The following is a 21,070-nucleotide window of genomic DNA, read 5'->3' as shown; positions in this document are numbered from 1 at the left end:
AACCGCAATACGTGCGGGGTGAGGTCAGTAAAACTACCGGCACCCGGGGCGCACAGCCTCCCGCAGACATCCGACGCAGCGCTGACATCGGCCCGGGTATAGTGATCCTGACTTCACCGTAAGGATCGAAGCTATGCAGAAGGGCTCGGATCTACTGGTCAAGGCGCTGGAGAACGAAGGCGTCGACCGCATCTTTGGTGTCCCGGGCGAGGAGAATCTGGACTTCCTTGAGTCGCTCCGGACCTCGCACATCGAGCTGGTGCTCACACGCCACGAGCAGGCGGCCGCGTTCATGGCCGCCACCCACGGCCGGCTCACCGGCAGGCCAGGTGTATGCCTCGCCACGCTCGGCCCGGGCGCGCTGAATTTCTCCACCGGCGCGGCCTATGCCCACCTCGGCGCGTGGCCGATGATTCTGATCACGGGGCAGAAGCCGGTGATGAGCGCCAAGCAGGCACGGTTCCAGATCGTGGATATCGTGGCCTCGATGAAGCCGCTCACGAAAATGACGCGTCAGATCGTCAGCCCGGCCGCGATTCCGGCCACGGTGCGCGATGCCTTCCGCGTGGCCATGGAAGAGCGCCCAGGGCCGGTGCATCTGGAGCTCCCGGAGGATGTCGCCGGCGAGGAGGTGGAGGATATCCCCGTCATCCCGGTTCATCCGCTGGAGCGTCCGATCGCACCGTCTGCCGCGCTCGACCGCGCAGAAGCGGCCATCCTGGCCGCCAAACGGCCGCTGGTGATGATCGGTGCGGCGGGAAGCCGCCCGTGGCTCGCCGAGGCGCTTTCCGCGTTCGTCACGCGGACCCGCCTGCCGTTTTTCAACACGCAGATGGGCAAGGGCGCCGTCACCGGCGGTTCCAACCTGTACATGGGAACGGCCGCGCTCTCCGAGGGCGACTATGTCCACGAAGCCGTTGCCCGTGCTGATCTGATCATCGCCATTGGCCATGACACGGTCGAAAAGCCGCCCTTCCTGATGAAGAGCGGCGGCGGCCCCAAGGTCGTCCATATCAGCTTCCAGTCCGCCACGGTGGAGCAGGTGTATCACCCCGATATCGAGGTGCTGGGCGACATCGGGGCTTCGGTGGATGCCCTGGCCGGGCGGCTGGAAGGCCGCTTGGCGACTGACGAAGGCATGATCGAGCTGCGCCAGAAGATCCTGGCCCGTCTCAACGACCGTGCCGAGGAGGACCGCTTCCCGGTCACGCCGCAACGGCTGGTACATGACGTGCGCCAGTCCATGCCGGACGACGGCATCGTCTGCCTTGACAACGGTATGTACAAGATCTGGTTCGCGCGCAACTACCGCACGCATGTCGCCAACACGTTGCTGGTCGACAATGCGCTGGCCACGATGGGGGCCGGCCTGCCGTCCGCCATGATGGCCGCGATGCTGTACCCGAAGCGGCGCGTCCTGGCCGTATGCGGTGACGGCGGCTTCATGATGAACTCGCAGGAGATGGAAACCGCCGTGCGCCTCGGACTCAACCTGGTGGTGGTGATCCTCAACGACAGCGCCTACGGCATGATCCGCTGGAAACAGGCGGTGGATGGCTTCGAGGATTTCGGGATGCGCTTTGGCAATCCGGATTTCGTGAAGTATGCCGAGGCCTACGGCGCCAAGGGGAGCCGGGTGACCGCAGTAGGCGACCTGGTGCCCATGATCGAAGCCGCCTTCGCAGGCGGCGGTGTCCACGTGCTGGATGTGCTGATCGACTATGCCGAGAACACCCGCGTGCTGGTGGACGAGCTGCGCAACCGCACGCCGGACGTGGGCTGCGCGTGATCGCCCTCGCTGACCCTTCCGCAAGGAGCTCAAGATGTTGACCGTCGTACAGGCTTTTGACCGCGCCCCTATCGCTGAGATCGGACTGGATACCGCCGCCGCGCTGGAGCGCAAGCTCAGTGCCGCCGAGCGGGTTTTCAAGAACCGCGACGGCTGGCTCGCCCCGCACCAGCGTATCGCCATCCTGCGCAAGCTTGCCGCCCTGATGGATGCCAAACGCGACCACCTCGCCCTGCAGATTGCACGCGAGGGCGGCAAACCGCTCCCGGATGCGATCATCGAGACCACACGTGCGATCGATGGCGTCCACAATGCGGCCGACGAGCTGCGCAACTTTGCCGGCCGCGAAATCCCGATGGGTCTTTCCGCAGCGTCCGAAGGCCGCTGGGCGTTCACGACCCGGGAGCCCATCGGCATCGTGGCGGCCATCTCGGCGTTCAATCACCCGCTCAACCTGATCGTCCATCAGGTCGCGCCGGCCATCGCCGTGGGGTGCCCGGTCATCATCAAGCCGGCCTCGGCAACGCCACTGTCCTGCCTGGAATTCGTGGCGATGGTGCATGAGGCCGGGCTGCCCGAACCGTGGTGCCAGAGTTTCCTCCCCGAAGGCAACGACCTGGCCGAGGCGCTGGCCACCGACAGGCGCATTGCCTTTCTGAGCTTCATCGGTTCGGCGAGGGTAGGGTGGTCGCTGCACGCCAAGCTGGCACACGGCGCACGTTCGGCGCTGGAGCACGGCGGGGTTGCGCCCGCCCTCGTCGACCGCAGTGCTGACCTGGCCAGGATCGTCGAGCCGATCGTCAAGGGCGGCTACTACCATGCCGGCCAGGTGTGCGTGTCCACACAGCGCATCTTCGTCCACAACGACATTGCAGACGCCTTCACCCAGGCCCTCGTCGCCCGGGTTGAACGGCTGCGTACCGGCGACCCGACCCTGAAGGACACTGAGGTGGGCCCGCTGATCCAGCCGCGCGAGGCCGACCGCGTGGCCGAGTGGATTGACGAAGCGGTGAGCGGCGGTGCGCAGCTTGCCACCGGCGGCAAGCGACTTTCCGAGACCACACTGCAGCCCACCGTGCTGCTCGATCCGGCCAGCGACGCGCGGGTGACCACGCAGGAAGTCTTCGGCCCGGTGGTGGCCGTTTATCGCTACACCGACCTCGACGAGGCGATCGCGCGCGCCAACGCCCTGCCCACCGCCTTCCAGGCCAGCGTGTTCGCGCAGGATATCGACATCGCCATGCGCGCCGCCAACCGGCTGGATGCCTCGGCCGTGATGATCAATGATCCGACTGCGTTCCGCACGGACTGGATGCCTTTCGCCGGCCGCCGCGAATCGGGCTATGGCACGGGCGGGATTCCGTACACGATGCGGGACATGTCGCAGGAGAAGATGATTCTGATGCGGCGGAGTTGAACCTCATATGGTCAGGTCGGTATCTGCAGAAAAGCAGCGTGAGTACGACGAACTGAAGCGCTTCTTTGTTCACTGGGAGACACATCTCACGCCGCAACGGGTGTTGGGGCTCGAGCACCCGCACAATCCAATCAATGTGCTTGCGGTCTACGAGCGCCAGCTGGGTGTTTCACGTGTCCTGCCAGGCCTGAAACAAGCGGTCAATGACATCCTGGAGGACTTCGGGGATTTCTCGCCACAGCAGATCGCTGCAGCAGATGCCTCTCTAGCCGGGGCTGGTGCACCGACGATGAGTCAGCTCTGGCAGCGCCGCTCTCGTCACTACAAGGCCCTCCTGCGGCGTGGCCGCCTCCGCAATGACACCGAGTACTATCTGGCCTCGTCGATTGTGTGTGATACCGCCTCGCCAGTTCCTCCCAACGAACTGGACCTTCTGGACAGGATGGTGGCCAACTATGAGTTGCAGCGGACCTGACCCTCTACACGCGCCATGGCTCGACGCCAGGGAAATGATGGTCGTACTTACTGATGCCTGACACCTGTCACTTGTGATGGGTCGGTGCAAAGCGAGAATGGAGCCATTCCCGCGCGGCGTGCATCGCCGGCACCCGCCCACATCAAGGACTCCCCGTGATCATGCTGCAGCACCTCATCTCGAACACCCCTGTGTGGGTCTGGGCGCTCCTGGTCTTCCTGGTCAGCCGCGGCATCGCTGCCATGAGACCCGGTGAAACCTCGCTCACGAAACTGGCCATCGTGCCGGCTCTCTTCACCGCCTGGGGGGCCTGGTCGCTCGGCCACCGTTTCGGCAGTTCCTGGGAGGCGTGGGGGGAATGGGTGGTCGGCATCGGTGCGGGCATGGGCCTTGGGTGGATGCTGCTGCGACGGGCAACGCTCACCGTCAACATATCCACGGGGAGGTTGTGGCGCAGTGCGGACTACAGCCTGCTGCCGCTGCTGCTGCTCACGTTTGTGGTGAAGTACGGCTTCGAGGTAGCGCTTTCCGTCTCCCCTTCGCTCAACCTCGATGTCGGCTTCCGCGCCGCCTATCTGTTGTTGTCGGGTGGGTTCACCGGCGTCTTCATCGGAAAGTACCTGCGATACCTGCGCGCCTCGCGGCTTGCCATGCCGCGCTCGGCGCTGGAAGCGGCCGGCTGAGGCCACCTGGCGTTACACGCCCCGTCTCTGCGATGCCAACATCGATCTCGCGAGAGGCTTGGTGTCTGCCACCGATGGCGGCACACTGCTGCTGGTTGTGGCGTAGCGCCACCAGGCAGGAGAGGTATGCGTGACTGATGCAGCAAAACAAACACTGACGATGCGCCGCGCCAGCGTGGCCGATGCGCCCGCTGTACTGCGGTTGTTCGACGAGGTGATTGCCTGGTTCGTGGCCATCGGCAACCCACAGCAGTGGGGTAGCGAAGCGTGGTCATCGATTCCACGCCGTATCACCCAGGTGACCGACGCCTGCGCGCTGCCGGGTGCGTGGGTAGCTGAGACCGCACAGGGCGAGGTGCGTGCGTTCCTGGCGTTGGGAGACGCCATGCCTTACGTGCCGGCAGCGGTCGAGCCAGAGCTCTACGTGCGTGTGCTGATTGCTTCGCGCGATCCGCGCGTGCGCGGTATCGGCCGCCGGCTGATGGCGTTCGCCGACGAGCAGGCACGTGCCGCGGGTGTCGCTTACGTGCGCGTGGATTGCTATGCCGGGGGCAGTGGCGACCTGGTGCGTTTCTACGAATCGTGCGGTTACGAACGGTTGTCGACCTTCAACATAGACGGTTGGCCGGGTCAGGTTCTTGACCGCCGTTTGTGAAGCAGTCGTCGGCTAAAGGGTCAGCAAAGGCCTCGAAACAGACGCCCGCGTGATCAATTGGTAGGGCAGCACATGGTTCACGGTGGCGCGCGCCGAGGACGCGGGATGCCGGATCGCGCGCAGCAGGATATCGATGGCCGTGTCCGCCATCGCGGCCACCGGCTGATGGATGGTCGTCAGTTCCGGCCACACCATCGTTGCCGCGGAGGTGTCGTCGAAGCCCACCACCGAAAGATCCCCTGGCACCTCCAACCCGCGGCGATGGGCGACGGACACCACGGCCGACGCCATGTCATCGTTGCTGGCGAAGATCGCGCTGGGCGGCTGGGGCAGCGTCAACAACCGTTCGGCCGCCTCCAGCCCGGAGCGGTACGTGAAATATCCCGGCTGGACGAGCGTGTCGTCGTAGCCGATGCCGGCGTCAGCCAAGGCATCCCGGTAGCCTTGCCAGCGGTGCGCGCTGGCGGTCTGATTTGGATCGCCGGTGATGTAGCCGATGCGGGCATGCCCGTAAGCGATCAGATGCGACACCATGTCGTGGCTTGCCTGGCGGTCATCAATGCGCACGCACGACAGCCGGTCGCTGAAATGGCTGGATGCGATGGAGACGACGGGAATGCCGGCGGTCACGAAGGTGTCGACGATGTCCTGTGATTCGCACAGGGGCGGCGGAAGAATCACGCCCGCCACGCTGTTGGACAATTGCCGTGCTGCCTCGCGACGTTGCTGGCTGCCCAGTTCATCCCAGGTGGCGATCACCAGCTGTGCCGCTGCCCGGGTGGAGCCACGCAGCGCGCCCACCAGCAGTTCGCGCAGATAGCTGGAGCTCGGATTGGTGTAGATCAACGCGATGCAGGTGTGCTGCGCCGCGGCCAGTGCGCTCGCCGCAAGGTTGGGGCGGTAATCCAGTGCGAGCACGCTGCGCATGACACGCTCCCGGTTGCCGTCACGCACCCCCGCATGGCCGTTGATGACGCGCGACACCGTCATGGCGGACACGCCGGCGTGCGCCGCGACGTCGTCGATGGTGATGGCGCTGGCTTTCCGACGCACGGCTTTCGGGCTGTTTTTCAGGACACGCGCTCCTTTGTTGCGCTGCATGATGACAAGCGCGACCCCGGATGATTAGTCTGCGGCCGTGACGTGATGGTAGCGCTACCACTTGGCCGGGGTAAGGGCCAACGGGTACCCCCCCTTTACCACGCGGCTGTTCTGGCAAGCCTGAAAGCGAGTGTAAGTCGCAGCACGCGCACAGCGCGCTGCGATGTTCGGTGTGGAAGACGGGCATCGCCCGTACGTGCCCCCAGGAGGGGCGGTGCATCCATTCGATCGTTATGTCAGAGGGGAGAGTCATGAGCGCTTCTACGTTCCGTCGTACCCAATGCCGGGGGGCTCGTTCATGAGCCGCACGCTGGCGAAGTTCACCTCCAGGGCCATGTTTACGTTTGTCGGTGGCGTCCTGGTCATCAATCCCGCGTTTGCACAGGACGCGCCAACGCCCGCGCCCGTCGCCCAGCCGCAGGCCCAGCCCAGCCCGACACAGCTGGATACCGTGCAGGTCACCGGCATCCGCAACAGCCTCAGCCAGGCGATGGACATCAAACGTGACTCGGCCGGCGTGGTGGATGCCATCAGTGCCGAGGATATCGGCAAGTTTCCGGACACCAACCTGGCCGAATCGCTGCAACGCATCACCGGCATCTCCATCGAACGTCGTGATGGTGAAGGCGCGCAGGTCACGGCACGCGGCTTTGGCCCCCAGTTCAACATGGTCACGCTCAACGGACGGCAGATGCCGGGCGCAGATGCGTTCGGTGCCTCTGGGCAGGTCGCCATCGGCGGCGTCGACGGGGGTACCCGTGCCTTCAACTTCGCCCAGCTGGCCGCCGAATCCATCAATGGCATCGAGGTCTACAAGACCAGCCAGGCCAATGTCCCCAGCGGCGGTATCGGCGCCACCATCAACATCCTGACCGGACGCCCGTTCGATCATGACGGCACCGTCGCCAGCGCCGGTGCCAAGGTCGTTTCCGACCAGAGCCAGCCATTCGACAGCGACCTGACGCCTGAACTGTCCGGCATCTTCAGTTACAGCAACCCGGACAAGACCTTCGGCGTTGGCGTGAGTGCGAGCTACCAGAAGCGCAAGGGTGGCTCGGTGCAGGCCACCAACAACTACTGGAACATCCAGCCGTGGACCGGCACGATGCCCGGCAACCCGACCGTGGTCAATGCACCGGCGGTGGGCGCGCTGTACGGTCGTCCGAACGACCTTCGCTATGCGTTCTCCGAGTTCGAGCGTGAGCGCATCAATGGCCAGGCGGTGCTGCAGTTCGCGCCGACCGACGCGGTGACCCTGACCCTGGACTACACCTATTCGACGAACGAGATCACCGAGAATCGTGGCGAACAGGGCATGTGGTTGCAGAACAGCAACTACACCGATGTCACGTTCGACACCAGCGGTGCGGTTGCGACGCCGGTCTATATCCGTGAAATCGCGGGCACCAAGGATTTCGGGCTTGAGCAGCAGCGCAGCATGCAGAAGTACAAGCTGGGGTCCCTCGGCTTCAATGCACTGTGGAACGTCACCGACCGCTTCAAGCTGACCTTCGACGCGCATAATTCAAAGAACGAAAGCCGACCCAACGACCCGCTCACCGGCGGCGGCTCCATCTTCAGCAGCATCGCCGGCACCAACAACTGCACTACCGGGCCGCATTGCGGTGGGTCGTGGGTACAGGAGATGAACTTCAACAACGGCTTGCCCGTGGGCACCCAGGTCTGGTACCCGAGCACGGCCGATGCCATCGCCAAGACCAACGGCGTGGTCAACCCGGGCTTCGTGCCGGGCGAAATTGGTTCGCAGGTGCTGCGCATCAATTCGCAGACCCAGGTCAGCGAGATCAAGCAGGGACGCGTCGACGGTGAATGGAGCTTCGACCGGGGGCGCTTCCAGTTTGGCGTGGACTCCAGCAAGCAGACCACCCACCGGATCCAGGCCGCGGAGAATTACAACACCCTGGGCGACTGGGGCGTGGCCAACGTTGACGGGGATGTGGCCAACGGGCTGATGGACCTGCTGCAGCCGGTCAACATCGTCGGGTTGTTCAACGACTTCAATGCCAACAGCTTCACCGCCTGGCGCGGCGATGCGGGCCGCCTGGCGCAATGGGCCGCGGACAACTATGGCGCCAGTCTTGGCGTGAGCCCGCAGCGCGCCGCCGACAACCTGGTGGAAGAGAAGACCAAATCGGCCTATTTCCAGGTCGAGCTGGACGGCGAGCTGGGCGGCCTGCGCACCAATACCCGCCTGGGCGTGCGCTATGAGACCACCGATGTGGTGTCGACGTCGGTCATCGCCATCCCGGAAGCCATCGAATGGCAGTCCAACAACGACTTCCGCGTGGTGTTGTCCGATGAGCAGCAGCCGTTCACCGAGAAGAACAGCTACAGCTACATCCTGCCCAACCTCGATTTCAGCATCGACCTCATGGACGATCTGAAGGCGCGCGTCTCGTTCGGCAAGAGTATCGCGCGCGCGCCGATCGGCAACCTCTACGCAGGCCCGACCGCACAGCAACCGTTTGGCTCGGTGCTGATCGATCCGTCTTCGCGGGCCAGCGGCACCGCACAGAACCCGCAGCTGAAGCCGCTGGAGTCGGACAACCTCGACCTGGCACTGGAGTGGTACTTCGCCGATGCGAGCTACGTGTCGTTGACGTACTGGAACAAGTCCGTCAACAACTTCATCGGCAACACCATCGTGCAGGAGAACCTGTATGGGCTGAGGGATCCTACCGCCGGCCCGGATGCGCAGGCCGCGTTGGCGTTCCTCAACAGCGGCGCCTGTATCACCCAGGTCGGCGCGGCCAATGCGGCGGCATGCTCGGCCAACGATACGGCCCTGTTCACCGCGCTGGCCTTGCTGCGCAACAATCCGGCCGGACTGGGCGCCTACAACGGTACCGACGCGCAGGTCCTGGCCACCGAAGCGGCCTATGACCTGTACGGGGAGGGCGATGATCCGCTCTACCAGTTCAGCGTCAACCGTCCCATCAACCAGAACCAGGCAAAACTGCACGGTTGGGAGCTCGGGGGTCAGTACTTCTTCGGCGATACCGGCTTTGGCGTCCTCGCCAACTACACCCTGGTGGATGGCGATGTCGGCTACAACAACGGGGGCGACCCGGGCATCGACCAGTTCTCGTTGACCGGCCTCAGTGACACCGCAAACGCCGTGCTAATGTACGAAAAATATGGTTGGTCGGTGCGTTTGGCGTGGAACTGGCGCGACCAGTACCTGATCCTCGCCAACCAGGGGACCAGTCGCAATCCGTACTACGTGGAAGCGTACGAACAGTGGGATCTCAGTGTGAACTACACCCTGGATGATCACTGGTCGTTCGGTCTTGAGGCGATCAACCTGACCGGTGAGGACGTCCGTTGGCGCTCGCGCACCTCGCAGATGATCGTGAAGCTGGCTGACCAGAGCCCGCGTTACATGCTCGGCGTTCGTTACAGGTTCTGACGTGTGGGGGTGCCGCTGCCCTGGCAGCGGCACCCGTTCAAGGGTCCTGATGGGGTTGGAAGAACACCATGCCGCGTTACGAAATGCTCAACAACATCGCCCACCGCGATCTGCGCGTGGCCACCGATTTCGGGTCCGCGTTTGGCGATGCGGTCGGCATGGTGCCGGCCTACCCGAGCGAGTTCGCCGAACTGCAGCGCGAATACCCCATTTTCCTTCGCAGGGACGCCGCCACGGGTGAGTGGCAGTCCGTGGTCCTGCTTGGGTTTGAGCAGCACGAGAATCTTTACCTGCAGGACGGCCGCTGGAATGCGTCCTACCTGCCCGGGGCGGCGGCCAAGGGGCCGTTCCTGATCGGCTTCCAGGAAAACCGGATCGATGGCACGCTCACCCAGGAAGCGGTGCTGCACGTGGATCTGGATCACCCGCGCGTGACGGCGATGCAGGGCGAGCCGGTATTCCTGCCGCAGGGGGGAAACACACCTTATCTGGACCACATCGCAGGCGTGCTGCGCGGTATCCACGAGGGACACGCCTTCGGGGCGGCGATGTTTGCCGAGCTGGATGCTAAAGGCCTCATTCACCCGATCACGCTCGACGTGCAGGTTGCCCAGGAGCATCGGGTCGGTGTCAACGGCCTGCACGCCATCGACCGTGACCGGCTTGCCCAGCTGGACGGTCCGGCGCTGGCCGAACTCAATCGCGCCGGCTACCTGGAAGGGGCGTACCTGATGCTGGCGTCGCTGCACAACATGCGTCGCCTGATCGCAGAGAAACAGAAACGTCTGCGTCTGCAGGATGCCGCCGCTGCGGCGGGCAGGAACTGACCGGTGCTGGACGGCATTGCCATGCGGACACTGGAAGGCCTGGCGCCTGGCGCGCTTCCGCTGGAGGCACTGGTGGCCGCTGGCGAGCCGGTGATACTGCGCGGCATCGCGCGCGACTGGGCGCTGGTGCAGGCCGGGTTACGCTCCACGCAGGCGGCACTGGGCTATCTGCGCGGCTTCGAGGCAGGTGTGCCGGTCCCGTACTCCTTCGGCGGGCCTGAAATCGAGGGGCGCCCGTTCTATAACAAGGATTTCACCCGGTTGAACGTCGAGGTCCGGCGCGGATTGTTGACGCAGGTGCTGGACGAGATTGAAGCCACCCTCGAGGCACCGCGGCCGCCCACCTACTATGTCGCGTCCTTGCTGATCGATCGAGCACTGCCCGGGTTCGCGCAGCACAACGATGCCGGCCTGGCCGGGCAGGGCATCGACGCTTCGGCAAGCATCTGGATCGGCAACCGCGTGACCGCCTCCTGCCATTTCGACACGCCCGACAACCTGGCGTGCTGCGCCGTAGGTCGGCGCCGGTTCACGCTGTTTCCGCCGGAGCAGATCGACAACCTGTATCCCGGGCCGCTGGAACCCACCCCGGGCGGACAGGTAGTGAGCGTGGTGGATTTCGACCGCCCGGATTTCTCGCGCCACCCGCGATTCCGTGATGCATTGGCAAGCGCACAGAACGCCGAGCTGGAACCCGGCGATGCGATCTTCATTCCCAGCCTGTGGTGGCACCACGTGCGCAGCCTCGCGCCTTTCAATGTGCTGGTGAACTACTGGTGGCGCAGCTCGCCGGCCTTCCTGTCCTCGCCGCTACCGGCACTCCACCACGCGATGTGGGCCGTGCGCGACCTGCCGGCGCGCGAGAAGCAGGCCTGGGCAACGATCTTCGAGTACTACGTCTTCGGCCCGGGTGAGCGTGCAGGACACCACCTGCCCGACGCCGCCCGGGGCGACCTGGCACCGTTCGACGAGCCGCAGGCGCGCCGCATGCGCGCCCAGCTGCTGGCTCGACTCAACCGCTGATGGGAGCACCGCATTGAACGTGGCGAACACAACGCAAGGGCGCATCCGCAAGGTCGTCATCGCCGGTGGCGGCACGGCCGGCTGGCTGGCCGGGTGTGCGCTGGCGCACCAGTTCCGCGATCAGTTGGACATCACCTTGGTGGAGTCCGAGCAGATCGGCACGGTGGGTGTCGGCGAGTCGACCGTGCCCCCCATCCGCACGTTTCACCGTTTTCTGCAGATCGATGAGCAGGAGTTCCTGCAGGCCGTCGCCGGCACGTTCAAGCTCTCGATCTCGTTCGAGAACTGGCGTCGCCCCGGGGAACGTTTCATCCATCCGTTCGGCACGATCGGGCAGGGCACCTGGGCCACACCGTTCCACCATTTCTGGCTGGACAGCCTGCGCCGCGGCATGCCGTCGGACCTGGGCGATTTCTGCCTGGAAAGCGCGGCCTCGTGGCATGACCGGTTTACGCTGGAGACCCAGCCCCAGGTCAACTACGCCTATCACTTCGACGCCGGGCTCTACGCGAAATTCCTGCGCCGCAAAGCCGAAGGCCACGGGCTGCGACGGGTCGAAGGCAAGATCCGCGAGGTCCGCCAAGATGCCCACGACGGCTCCATTGCCTGCCTGGTGCTGGAAGACGGGCAGGTCATCGAGGGCGACCTGTTCATCGATTGCACGGGCTTCCGCGGCCTGTTGACCGAGCAGACCCTGCATACCGGCTATGAGGACTGGCACGAATGGTTGCCCAGTGATCGTGCCGTTGCGGTGCAGACCGCATCGGTCGCGCCGCCGGTTCCGTATACCCGCGCCATCGCGCACGAAGCCGGGTGGCGGTGGCATATCGCGCTTCAGCACCGGGTCGGCTGCGGGCTGGTGTTCTCCAGCCGCCACATGTCCGATGACGAGGCGCACGCCAAGCTGCTGCGCGACGTTGACGGCCCGCCCCTGCGGGACCCCTGGCTGGTGCCGTTCCGCAGCGGGCGCCGGTTGAAGGCATGGAACAAGAACGTGGTGGCACTGGGGCTTGCCAGTGGCTTCATCGAGCCGCTGGAATCGACCAGCATCCACCTGACCATCAGCGCGGTGGTGCGCCTGATCCAGCTGTTCCCGTCCGACGGCATCAGCCCGGCGCTGGTGGACCTGTACAACGAGGTCAGCCGGCAGGAGATGGAGCACGTGCGCGACTTCATCATCCTGCACTACCACGCCAACCAGCGCGACGAGCCGATGTGGAAGGCCTGTCGTGACATGGACCTGCCCGAATCGCTCGCGGTCCGGCTGCGGGCCTGGCGCGAACGTGCGCATGCCTGGCAGGACCCCGGCGAGCTGTTCCGGGTCGACTCCTGGACGAGCGTGCTGATGGGGCAGGGGATCCAGCCGGGACCTCCGCATCCGCTTGCCGCTGCCATCAGCGACGCGGACCTGCGCACGCTGTTGATGCGGATCCGCCAGCCAGTGGAGCAGGCGGTCGCGACGATGCCGTCGCAGGCAGCGTTCATCGAACGCTACTGCAGGGCGGCGCGGGACGTCTGGCCACGGGTCTCAGCCCTGGCATGACGGGGCAGCTCGCTGTTGCACAGAAATGGTAGCGCTACCTCCATACACCCACGGGATGAGATAGATGGATCTGGTTGCAGGAATCGATGCAGGTACGCAGAGTCTGAAAGTCGTGGTGTACGACCCTGCCGGGCGGCATCTCATCGCCAGCGCGAGCTCACCTCTGGAGCTGGCGTCCGCCGCCGATGGCAGCCGTGAGCAGCAGCCGGCCGCGTGGGTCGCCGCCCTTCAGGCCTGCTTCCGTGCGATCGATTCCAAGGTGCGTTCCCGCATCTCCGCGCTGGCGGTCTCAGGGCAACAGCACGGCTTCGTACCGGTCGATGCCGCGGGGGAGGTCCTGGCACCGGCCAAGCTGTGGTGCGACACCAGCACCTCGGCCGAGTGCGTGCAGATCATGGACGCACTCGGCGGACCCGCGCGCACGATTGCGCTGGCCGGCAACCCCATCCTGACCGGTTACACCGCGTCCAAACTGCCCTGGACGAAGACGCATCGGCCCGACGCCTACGCCCGGCTCGCAACGATCCTGCTGCCGCACGACTACCTCAACTTCGTGCTGACCGGCCAGCGCTTCTGCGAGTACGGCGATGCGTCGGGCACGGGCTGGCTGGACGTGCGCACCCGGACCTGGTCGGCCGCGCTGCTGCGCGCGACCGATCCGGCGCGCGACCTGGCCCTGTGCCTGCCGCGCATCGCCGCACCCGACGAGCTGTTCGCTATCGATCCGGCCACGGCGGGCGTACTGGGGCTTCCCGTGACGGTGATGGTAGCGGTCGGCGGGGGCGACAACATGATGGCCGCCATCGGTACCGGCTGCGTCGTGCCCGGCCGCCTGGCGATGAGCCTCGGCACCTCGGGCACCTTGTTCGCCTACTCGGACACGCCCGTGGTCGATCCGGACGGCGCCTGGGCCGCGTTCTGCTCGTCCACCGGTGGCTGGCTGCCGTTGATCTGCACGATGAACTGCACCGTCGTGACCGAACAGGTCGCCGACGCCTTCGGTTTCAGCACCCGCTATGGCGATGGACACCTGCGGGCGACCTCGCCCGGCGCCGACGGCTTGGTGATGCTGCCGTTCCTCAATGGCGAACGCACGCCGGACCTGCCGCTGGGCAAGGGCGTCCTGGCGGGTCTGGACACGACGAACATGACCCCGGCGCACCTCTACCGCGCGGCCATGGAAGGCGCCACGTACAGCCTGAAGTATGGGTACGACGCCTTTGTCCGCGCGGGCATGCGGTTCGACCGCATCGTGCTGACCGGTGGCGGCAGCAACAGCGCGCAGTGGCGGCAGATGGTGGCCGATGTCTTCGGCCTGCCGGTGGACGTACCGACCCAGTCCGAGGGGGCGGCGTTCGGCGCGGCATTGCAGGCCCTGTGGGCGCTGGGTCACGCACGCGGTGACGCTGCCTCCATCGCCGACATCGCGGACCGGCACGTTGCGGTCGACCCGCTGCAGTCCGCTCACCCGGATCCGATGCGTACGCACGCCTATGCCGCGGCCTATGCACGTTTCCTGCGACATCTCGACGCTCTCACGCCGCTGTATCGCGGCTGATCCCTCTACGCACCACCTCGCACAACGACAGGAAGACGCACCATGAGCAATCAACCCTTCATCGGCGCCAAGGAATACTTCCCGGGCATCGGCCGCATCCCCTTCGAAGGCCGCGGCTCGGACAACCCGCTCGCGTTCAAGGTCTATGACGCGAACAAGGTCATCGGCGGCAAGACCATGCAGGAGCATCTGCGTTTCGCGGCCTGCTACTGGCACACGTTCTGCAACGCCGGGCATGATCCGTTCGGTCCGGGCACCCGCAATTTCCCGTGGGAGACCGGCTCGCCGATGGCGACCGCCGAGGCGAAGGTGGACGCGGCGTTCGAATTTTTCACCAAGCTCGGCGTGCCGTACTGGTGCTTCCACGATATCGACCTGGCGCCGGATGCGGACGACGTCGGCCAGTACGAGAAGAATCTGAAGCACATGGTGGGCCTGGCCAAGGCGCGGCAGGATGCGACCGGCATGAAACTGCTGTGGGGCACAGCCAACCTGTTCTCGCACCCGCGCTACATGAACGGTGCGTCCACCAATCCGGATTTCGCCGTGGTGGCGCGCGCCGCCGTGCAGGTGAAGGCCGCCCTGGAGGCGACGGTTGAACTGGGCGGCGAACACTATGTGTTCTGGGGCGGCCGCGAAGGCTATGCCTCGCTGGCGAACACGCAGATGAAGCGCGAGGTCGATCACTTCGCGCGGTTCCTCACGATGGCGCGCGACTATGGCCGCAGCATCGGCCTGAAGGGCAACTTCCTGATCGAACCCAAGCCGATGGAGCCGATGAAGCACCAGTACGACTTCGACAGCGCGACCGTGGCGGGCTTCCTGAAGGAGCATGGCCTGCACAAGGACTTCAAGCTCAACATCGAGGCGAACCACGCCACGCTCTCCGGCCACACCTTCGAGCACGATCTGCAGGTCGCCTCGGACCACGGCCTGTTGGGCAGCATCGACGCCAACCGCGGCAACGCGCAGAACGGCTGGGATACGGATCAGTTCCCGACCGACCTCTACGACACCGTGGGCGCGATGCTGGTCGTCCTGCGGCAGGGCGGCCTGGAGGGCGGCCTGAACTTCGACGCCAAGCTGCGTCGCGAATCCACCGACATGGAAGACCTGTTCATCGCCCACATCGGCGGCATGGACGCGTTCGCACGCGGGCTGGAAGTGGCCCACGCGCTGCTCAACGACTCCCCGCTGGAACAGTGGCGCACGGCGCGCTACGCCAGCTTCGACACTGGTGCCGGCAAGGAGTTCGCGCAAGGCGCGCTCAGCCTCACGGACCTGGCCGCACTGGGTGCCAAGGGCGGTGAGCCCAACCAGACCAGCGGCAAACAGGAACGCTACGAGAACCTGCTCAACCAGTACCTGCTGCGCTGAGCGCGACAGCTCGCAGCGATGACACCGAACCGGGGAGGGGCAGGGCAATGAACCAGGCAGTGAGCGGTAGGGAGAACACCCGGCTGATCGTATTGATCAGCGTGGTGGCGACGATTGGCGGATTCCTGTTCGGCTTCGACAGCGGCGTGATCAACGGCACCCAGGACGGCCTGCACCAGACGTTCCGGTCAGGCGAGTGGATGCAGGGGTTCGAGATCGCCTCGATGCTGTTGGGCTGCGCCATCGGTGCCTTCAGCGCCGGGCGACTGTCCGACCGCCTGGGACGCCGCAACGTGTTGATCGTCTCGGCGGTGTTGTTCCTGCTGTCGGCGATCGGGGCAGGCGCGGCGGCGTCCTCGACCCTGTTCATCATCGCGCGGGTGTTGGGGGGCTTTGCGGTCGGCGCAGCCAGTGTGATCTCGCCGGCGTACATCGCCGAAGTTGCGCCGGCGCGTTACCGTGGCCGCCTCGCGACGGTCCAGCAGATCGCCATCATCAGCGGCCTCACCGTCGCGTTCCTCTCCAACTATCTGTTGGCGGCCACCGCCGGTGCCTCGACCGAGGCGCTGTGGGGCGGGTACGCGGCGTGGCGCTGGATGTTCTGGATGCAGGCGGTGCCATCGCTGTTGTTCCTGGCGCTTCTGTTGACCATTCCGGAGAGCCCACGCTACCTCGTGGTGAAGCGCCGCAAGGACGAGGCGCTGCACGTGCTGACGCGGCTGTTCGGCGGTGCGGAGGCACAGGCCAAGCTGGCCGAGATCGACGCCTCGCTGTCGACGGACCACCATCGCCCGCGGCTGTCGGACCTGCGCAGCAAGGTCACCGGGAGGATGCGGCCGATTGTCTGGGTCGGCATCGGCCTGGCCATCTTCCAGCAACTGGTTGGCATCAACGTGGTGTTCTACTACGGCGCCGTGCTCTGGCAAGCGGTCGGTTTTTCCGAGAACGACGCACTGCTGATCAACGTGCTGTCTGGTGCGCTCAGCATTGGCGCCTGCGTCGTCACCGTGCTGCTGATCGACCGCATCGGGCGCAAGCCGCTGCTATGGATCGGCTCGGCCGGCATGTCGGTGTCGTTGGCGCTCCTGGTGGTCGCCTTCGCGAGTGGCTCGCTGGTCGATGGGCGCCTGCAGCTGCCCGGGAGCATGGGCACGCTGGCGCTGGTGGCGGCCAATGCCTACGTGGTGTTCTTCAATCTTTCCTGGGGGCCGGTGATGTGGGTGATGCTGGGCGAGATGTTCCCCAACCAGATCCGCGGCTCGGCACTGGCCGTGGCGGGTGCGGCGCAATGGACCGCGAACTTCGCGGTCACGGTGACGTTCCCCATCCTGTTGGCCGCCATCGGGCTCGCGGCGACCTACAGCCTCTACCTGGCCTCGGCCATCATCTCGGTCTTCTTCGTGCTCAGGTACGTGCGCGAAACCAAGGGCAAGGAACTGGAGCAGATGGAAGGATGAACACGATGACGAATCGACGCCTTGCGCACGCCCGCCGTGGCGTGCTGCTGGCCGCGCTGATGGGGGTGTTGGCTGCCTGCGGGAACGATGACAAGGCCGTTGCACCGGCGGCGGCCGATCCGGATCCGTGGCCGCAGGTGGCCTGGCCACTGCCCCAGGATGCCGCGCTGGAGAAGCGGATCACCGACCTGATGGACACCATGACGGTGGAGGAAAAGGTGGGTCAGCTGGTGCAGGGTGACATTGCCAGCATCACGCCGGAGGACCTCCGCACCTACCGGCTCGGCTCGATCCTCGCGGGCGGCAACTCCGATCCCGGCGGCCGCTATGATGCCTCGCCGGCCGAATGGCTGGCGCTGGCCGATGCGTTCTACGCAGCCTCGATGGACACCTCGCAGGGCGGCAAGGCGATTCCAGTGCTGTTCGGCATCGACGCCGTCCACGGGCAGAGCAATATCATCGGCGCGACCCTGTTCCCGCACAACATCGGCCTGGGCGCGACCCGTAACCCGGAGCTGCTGCGCCGTATCGGTGAGATCACCGCGCTGGAAACCCGTGCGACGGGCATGGAGTGGGCGTTCGCGCCGACCGTGGCAGTACCGCAGGACGACCGCTGGGGGCGTACCTACGAGGGGTACGCCGAGTCGCCCGAGGTGGTGGCCAGCTATGCCGGCGCGATGGTCGAGGGCCTGCAGGGCAAGGTGGGCTCGCCAGGCTTCCTTGACGGTCGCCATGTCATCGCGTCGGTCAAGCACTTCCTCGGTGATGGCGGCACCACCGACGGCAAGGACCAGGGCGATACCCGGATCAGCGAGGCCGAGCTGGTGCGCATCCACGCGGCCGGGTATCCGCCCGCCATCGCGGCGGGCGCGCAGACGGTGATGGCCTCCTTCAACAGCGTCAACGGCGAAAAAATGCACGGCAACAAGCCGTACCTGACCGATGCGCTGAAGGGGCGCATGCACTTCGGTGGTTTCGTGGTGGGCGACTGGAACGGCCACGGGCAGGTCAAGGGCTGCACCACCACCGATTGTCCGGCCACGATCAATGCCGGCCTGGACATGGCCATGGCGTCGGACAGCTGGAAGGGTTTCTACGAGACCACGCTGGCCGCGGTGAAGGACGGCTCCCTTCCCCAGCAACGCCTGGACGACGCAGTGCGCCGGATTCTGCGGGTCAAGATGCGGCTGGGCCTGTTCGAGGCGGGCAAGCCATCGTCGCGCGCGGTCGGTGGGCGGTTCGCACTGGTCGGTGCGCCGGAGCATCGTCAGGTTGCACGCCAGGCGGTGCGCGAATCGCTGGTGCTGCTGAAGAACCAGGGCGGCGTGCTGCCGCTGTCGCCGAAGCAACGCATCCTGGTGGCCGGTGACGGTGCCAACGACGTGGGCAAGCAGGCGGGCGGCTGGACGCTGAACTGGCAGGGCACCGGCACCACCCGCAAAGACTTCCCGAACGCGGACACGATCTACGAGGGCATTGCGCAGCAGGCCAGGGCCGCTGGCGGCGAAGCGCAGTTGGCGGTGGATGGCGCTTACACCACGAAACCGGATGTGGCCGTGGTGGTGTTCGGCGAGAACCCCTATGCGGAGTTCCAGGGCGATCTGGCGACCCTTGCCTACAAGCCGGGGGACGACGCGGATCTGGCGTTGATCAAGCGGCTCAAGGCCGACGGCATCCCCGTGATCGCGGTGTTCCTCAGCGGACGCCCGCTCTGGGTGAATCGTGAGATCAACGCCGCCGATGCCTTCGTGGCGGCCTGGCTGCCCGGTTCGGAAGGTGCCGGCATTGCCGATGTGCTGCTGCGCAGGCCGGATGGCAGCGTGCAGCACGACTTCAAGGGCAAGCTGAGCTTCAGCTGGCCGCGCACCGCGACGCAGTACGCCAACAATGTCGGGCAGAAGGACTACAACCCCCTGTTCGCCTTCGGCTTCGGCCTGACCTATGCCGACAACGGCGATCTGGCCGCGCTGCCGGAAGCCTCGGGCGTGACGGGCAACGAAGGGGCCGCCGGGGTGTTCTTCGCGCGCGGGGATGCCGGCTCCGGCATGGCCCTGCGGTTGGAGGGCAGCGCCGGGCAGGGGGTAACCGTCACGCAGGTGCCGGAATCCCTCGAGGGCGACCTGCTGAAGGTCACCGGCGTGGATCACCTGGCACAGGAAGATGGTCGCCGTCTGGCGTGGTCGGGCAAGGGTGAGGCGATCGTCGCGCTGCAGTCGCACACGCCGCTGGACCTGCAGCGCGAGAGCAACGGCGACCTGATGCTGTTGACGACGATGCGCGTCGACGCCGCACCCCAGGGCGAGGCGTGGTTGTCCGTGGGCTGCGGCACGGGTTGTTCGGCACGCGTCGCGCTCGGACCGACGCTGGCAACGCTGCCCGTGGGCCAATGGACCCGCGTGGGCGTGCCCTTGAAGTGTCTGGCGGCGGCCGGCGCGGAGGTCGGCAAGCTGGATCGCCCCTGGTCGCTCGGGACGGCAGGCGCGATGACGCTCTCGGTGTCACGCGTTGCCCTGGGCGCCTTGAATGAAGCGGAGGCCACCATCGCATGCCCCGGCGCGTGACGATGCGGCCTGCGCCCTCAGCGCTTGGGCGGGCGCGCGACCGAGTCGCGCACCACCAGCCGGTGCAGCATGACGTGATCGGTCAGCACGCGCGTGTCGTCGCCCTTGCGGCGGATGGTACGCAGCAGGATATCGATGGCGGCGTCGGCCATCGCGGCGATGGGTTGATGGAGGGTGGTGAGCTCGGGCCAGACGGTCGTTGCCGCCGAGGTGTCATCGAAGCCCACGACCGACAGATCGCGGGGCACCTCGAGGCCGCGTCGGTGTGCAACGGAGATGGCCGCCGCGGCCATGTCATCGTTGCTGGCGAAGATGGCCGTGGGCGGCCGACGCTGGGACAGCAGCTTCTCGGTCGCGGCAAGCCCCGAACGGTAGGTGTAATCCCCCTGTTCGACGAGGCCGGGTTCGACCTGCAGCCCTGCCTCCTGCAGGGCGGTGACAAACCCATCGTAGCGACGCGCGCTCGCACTGAGGTCGCTGCGGCCGCAGATGAAGCCGATCCGTCGGTGCCCGTGCTGGATCAGGTGTTCGGCCATCTCCTTGCCCGCGTGGAAGTCGTCGATGCGGACGCAGGAAAGATCGTCTCTCAGGTGCCCCGATGCGATCGCGACCACCGGGATGCCGGCGCTGACCAGTTCGGTGACGGCCGCCTGCGACTCGCACAGCGGCGGCGGCAGGATGACGCCATCCACACGTCCGGCCAAGGCGCGTGCAGCGTTGCGCTCGGCCTCGGGGTCGAAGTTGTCCCAGTAATGGATGACCAGCTGGATGGCCGCGTTGGACGCGACACGCAGCAGGCCCACCAGCAGCTCCCGCAGGTAGGCGCCACTGGGATTGGTGTAGATCAGCGCGATCCGCGTGTGCTGCGCCGCGGCCAGCGAACTCGCGGCCAGGTTGGGCGTGTAGCCCAGTTCGCGCACCGCGCGCATCACCCGTTCGCGCGTGACATCGCGCACCTTGCCTTGGTTGATCGCGCGCGACACGGTCATCGGCGATACCCCGGCCAGGGCAGCCACCTCGTCGATCGTCACGCCACTGGTTTTGCGGCGGACCGATTTCTTCGGCTTGTCCAATGCGTGTTGCCTTTCTTCTTTGTGACGCTGCCGCGAGGCGGGCACATCCCCAGCTTACAAGGTTTGCTGGCGACGCTGCTGCTGCGCCGGAATGTCGAGCG

General features: G+C 65.9%; 15 protein-coding genes. 13 read left to right on the top strand and 2 right to left on the bottom strand.

Features of this window, described 5'->3' with window-relative positions; all coding sequences use genetic code 11:
- Positions 1 to 133 precede the first annotated feature (133 nt).
- From ABE422_RS02010 to ABE422_RS01990, 5 genes are all read left to right on the top strand, one after another.
- Positions 134 to 1,789: an acetolactate synthase large subunit gene (locus tag ABE422_RS02010; RefSeq protein ID WP_346482344.1), complete on the top strand. Its 1,656-nt coding sequence runs from the start codon at positions 134 to 136 to the stop codon at positions 1,787 to 1,789.
- Between the two features lie 34 nt (positions 1,790 to 1,823).
- A complete protein-coding gene (locus tag ABE422_RS02005; protein WP_346482342.1) occupies positions 1,824 to 3,206 on the top strand; it encodes an aldehyde dehydrogenase family protein in 1,383 nt (460 codons plus the stop codon).
- A gap of 7 nt (positions 3,207 to 3,213) precedes the next feature.
- Positions 3,214 to 3,681: a hypothetical protein gene (locus tag ABE422_RS02000; protein ID WP_313209785.1), complete on the top strand. Its 468-nt coding sequence runs from the start codon at positions 3,214 to 3,216 to the stop codon at positions 3,679 to 3,681.
- Between the two features lie 155 nt (positions 3,682 to 3,836).
- Complete coding sequence (locus ABE422_RS01995; RefSeq protein WP_313209782.1) at positions 3,837 to 4,364, top strand: DUF6622 family protein; 528 nt, start codon at positions 3,837 to 3,839, stop codon at positions 4,362 to 4,364.
- 130 nt (positions 4,365 to 4,494) lie between these two features.
- Positions 4,495 to 5,019 (top strand): GNAT family N-acetyltransferase, encoded by a 525-nt coding sequence (locus ABE422_RS01990; protein WP_313218412.1) that lies wholly within the window; start codon positions 4,495 to 4,497, stop codon positions 5,017 to 5,019.
- A gap of 12 nt (positions 5,020 to 5,031) precedes the next feature.
- On the opposite strand, the gene ABE422_RS01985 is transcribed toward ABE422_RS01990, so the two are convergent.
- Positions 5,032 to 6,120, bottom strand: a complete 1,089-nt coding sequence (locus tag ABE422_RS01985; RefSeq protein WP_346482341.1) for a LacI family DNA-binding transcriptional regulator — start codon at positions 6,118 to 6,120, stop codon at positions 5,032 to 5,034.
- A 298-nt stretch (positions 6,121 to 6,418) separates the two neighbouring features.
- On the opposite strand from ABE422_RS01985, the gene ABE422_RS01980 reads away from it, so the two are divergent.
- The 8 genes from ABE422_RS01980 (at position 6,419) to ABE422_RS01945 (ending at position 19,896) form a co-directional block, all read left to right on the top strand.
- A complete protein-coding gene (locus ABE422_RS01980) occupies positions 6,419 to 9,550 on the top strand; it encodes a TonB-dependent receptor (RefSeq protein WP_313209776.1) in 3,132 nt (1,043 codons plus the stop codon).
- Between the two features lie 68 nt (positions 9,551 to 9,618).
- On the top strand, positions 9,619 to 10,377 hold the full coding sequence (locus tag ABE422_RS01975; protein ID WP_313209774.1) for a SapC family protein: 759 nt from the start codon (positions 9,619 to 9,621) through the stop codon (positions 10,375 to 10,377).
- Positions 10,378 to 10,380: 3 nt separating this feature from the next.
- The gene (locus ABE422_RS01970; protein ID WP_313218408.1) at positions 10,381 to 11,400 is read left to right on the top strand and encodes a cupin-like domain-containing protein; all 1,020 of its coding nucleotides are present in this window, start codon (positions 10,381 to 10,383) and stop codon (positions 11,398 to 11,400) included.
- Between the two features lie 13 nt (positions 11,401 to 11,413).
- Positions 11,414 to 12,943, top strand: a complete 1,530-nt coding sequence (locus ABE422_RS01965) for a tryptophan halogenase family protein (RefSeq protein ID WP_313218406.1) — start codon at positions 11,414 to 11,416, stop codon at positions 12,941 to 12,943.
- Between the two features lie 64 nt (positions 12,944 to 13,007).
- Positions 13,008 to 14,501, top strand: a complete 1,494-nt coding sequence (gene xylB, locus ABE422_RS01960; RefSeq protein ID WP_313218404.1) for a xylulokinase — start codon at positions 13,008 to 13,010, stop codon at positions 14,499 to 14,501.
- Positions 14,502 to 14,543: 42 nt separating this feature from the next.
- A complete protein-coding gene (gene xylA / locus ABE422_RS01955) occupies positions 14,544 to 15,878 on the top strand; it encodes a xylose isomerase (RefSeq protein ID WP_313209767.1) in 1,335 nt (444 codons plus the stop codon).
- Between the two features lie 47 nt (positions 15,879 to 15,925).
- Positions 15,926 to 17,335, top strand: coding sequence for a sugar porter family MFS transporter (locus ABE422_RS01950; protein ID WP_313209765.1), 1,410 nt, complete (start codon positions 15,926 to 15,928; stop codon positions 17,333 to 17,335).
- The gene (locus ABE422_RS01945) at positions 17,332 to 19,896 is read left to right on the top strand and encodes an exo 1,3/1,4-beta-D-glucan glucohydrolase (RefSeq protein ID WP_346482340.1); all 2,565 of its coding nucleotides are present in this window, start codon (positions 17,332 to 17,334) and stop codon (positions 19,894 to 19,896) included. The genes ABE422_RS01950 and ABE422_RS01945 overlap by 4 nt, the downstream gene beginning before the upstream one ends.
- Positions 19,897 to 19,913: 17 nt before the next feature.
- On the opposite strand, the gene ABE422_RS01940 is transcribed toward ABE422_RS01945, so the two are convergent.
- The gene (locus ABE422_RS01940; RefSeq protein WP_313209761.1) at positions 19,914 to 20,969 is read right to left on the bottom strand and encodes a LacI family DNA-binding transcriptional regulator; all 1,056 of its coding nucleotides are present in this window, start codon (positions 20,967 to 20,969) and stop codon (positions 19,914 to 19,916) included.
- Between the last annotated feature and the right edge of the window lie 101 nt (positions 20,970 to 21,070).

It is taken from the genome of Stenotrophomonas sp. TWI1151 (genome assembly GCF_039673135.1).
Lineage (GTDB): Bacteria > Pseudomonadota > Gammaproteobacteria > Xanthomonadales > Xanthomonadaceae > Stenotrophomonas.
The sequence above is the reverse complement of the archived record's forward strand: the minus strand, read 5'-3'. Positions and strand labels throughout refer to the sequence as shown.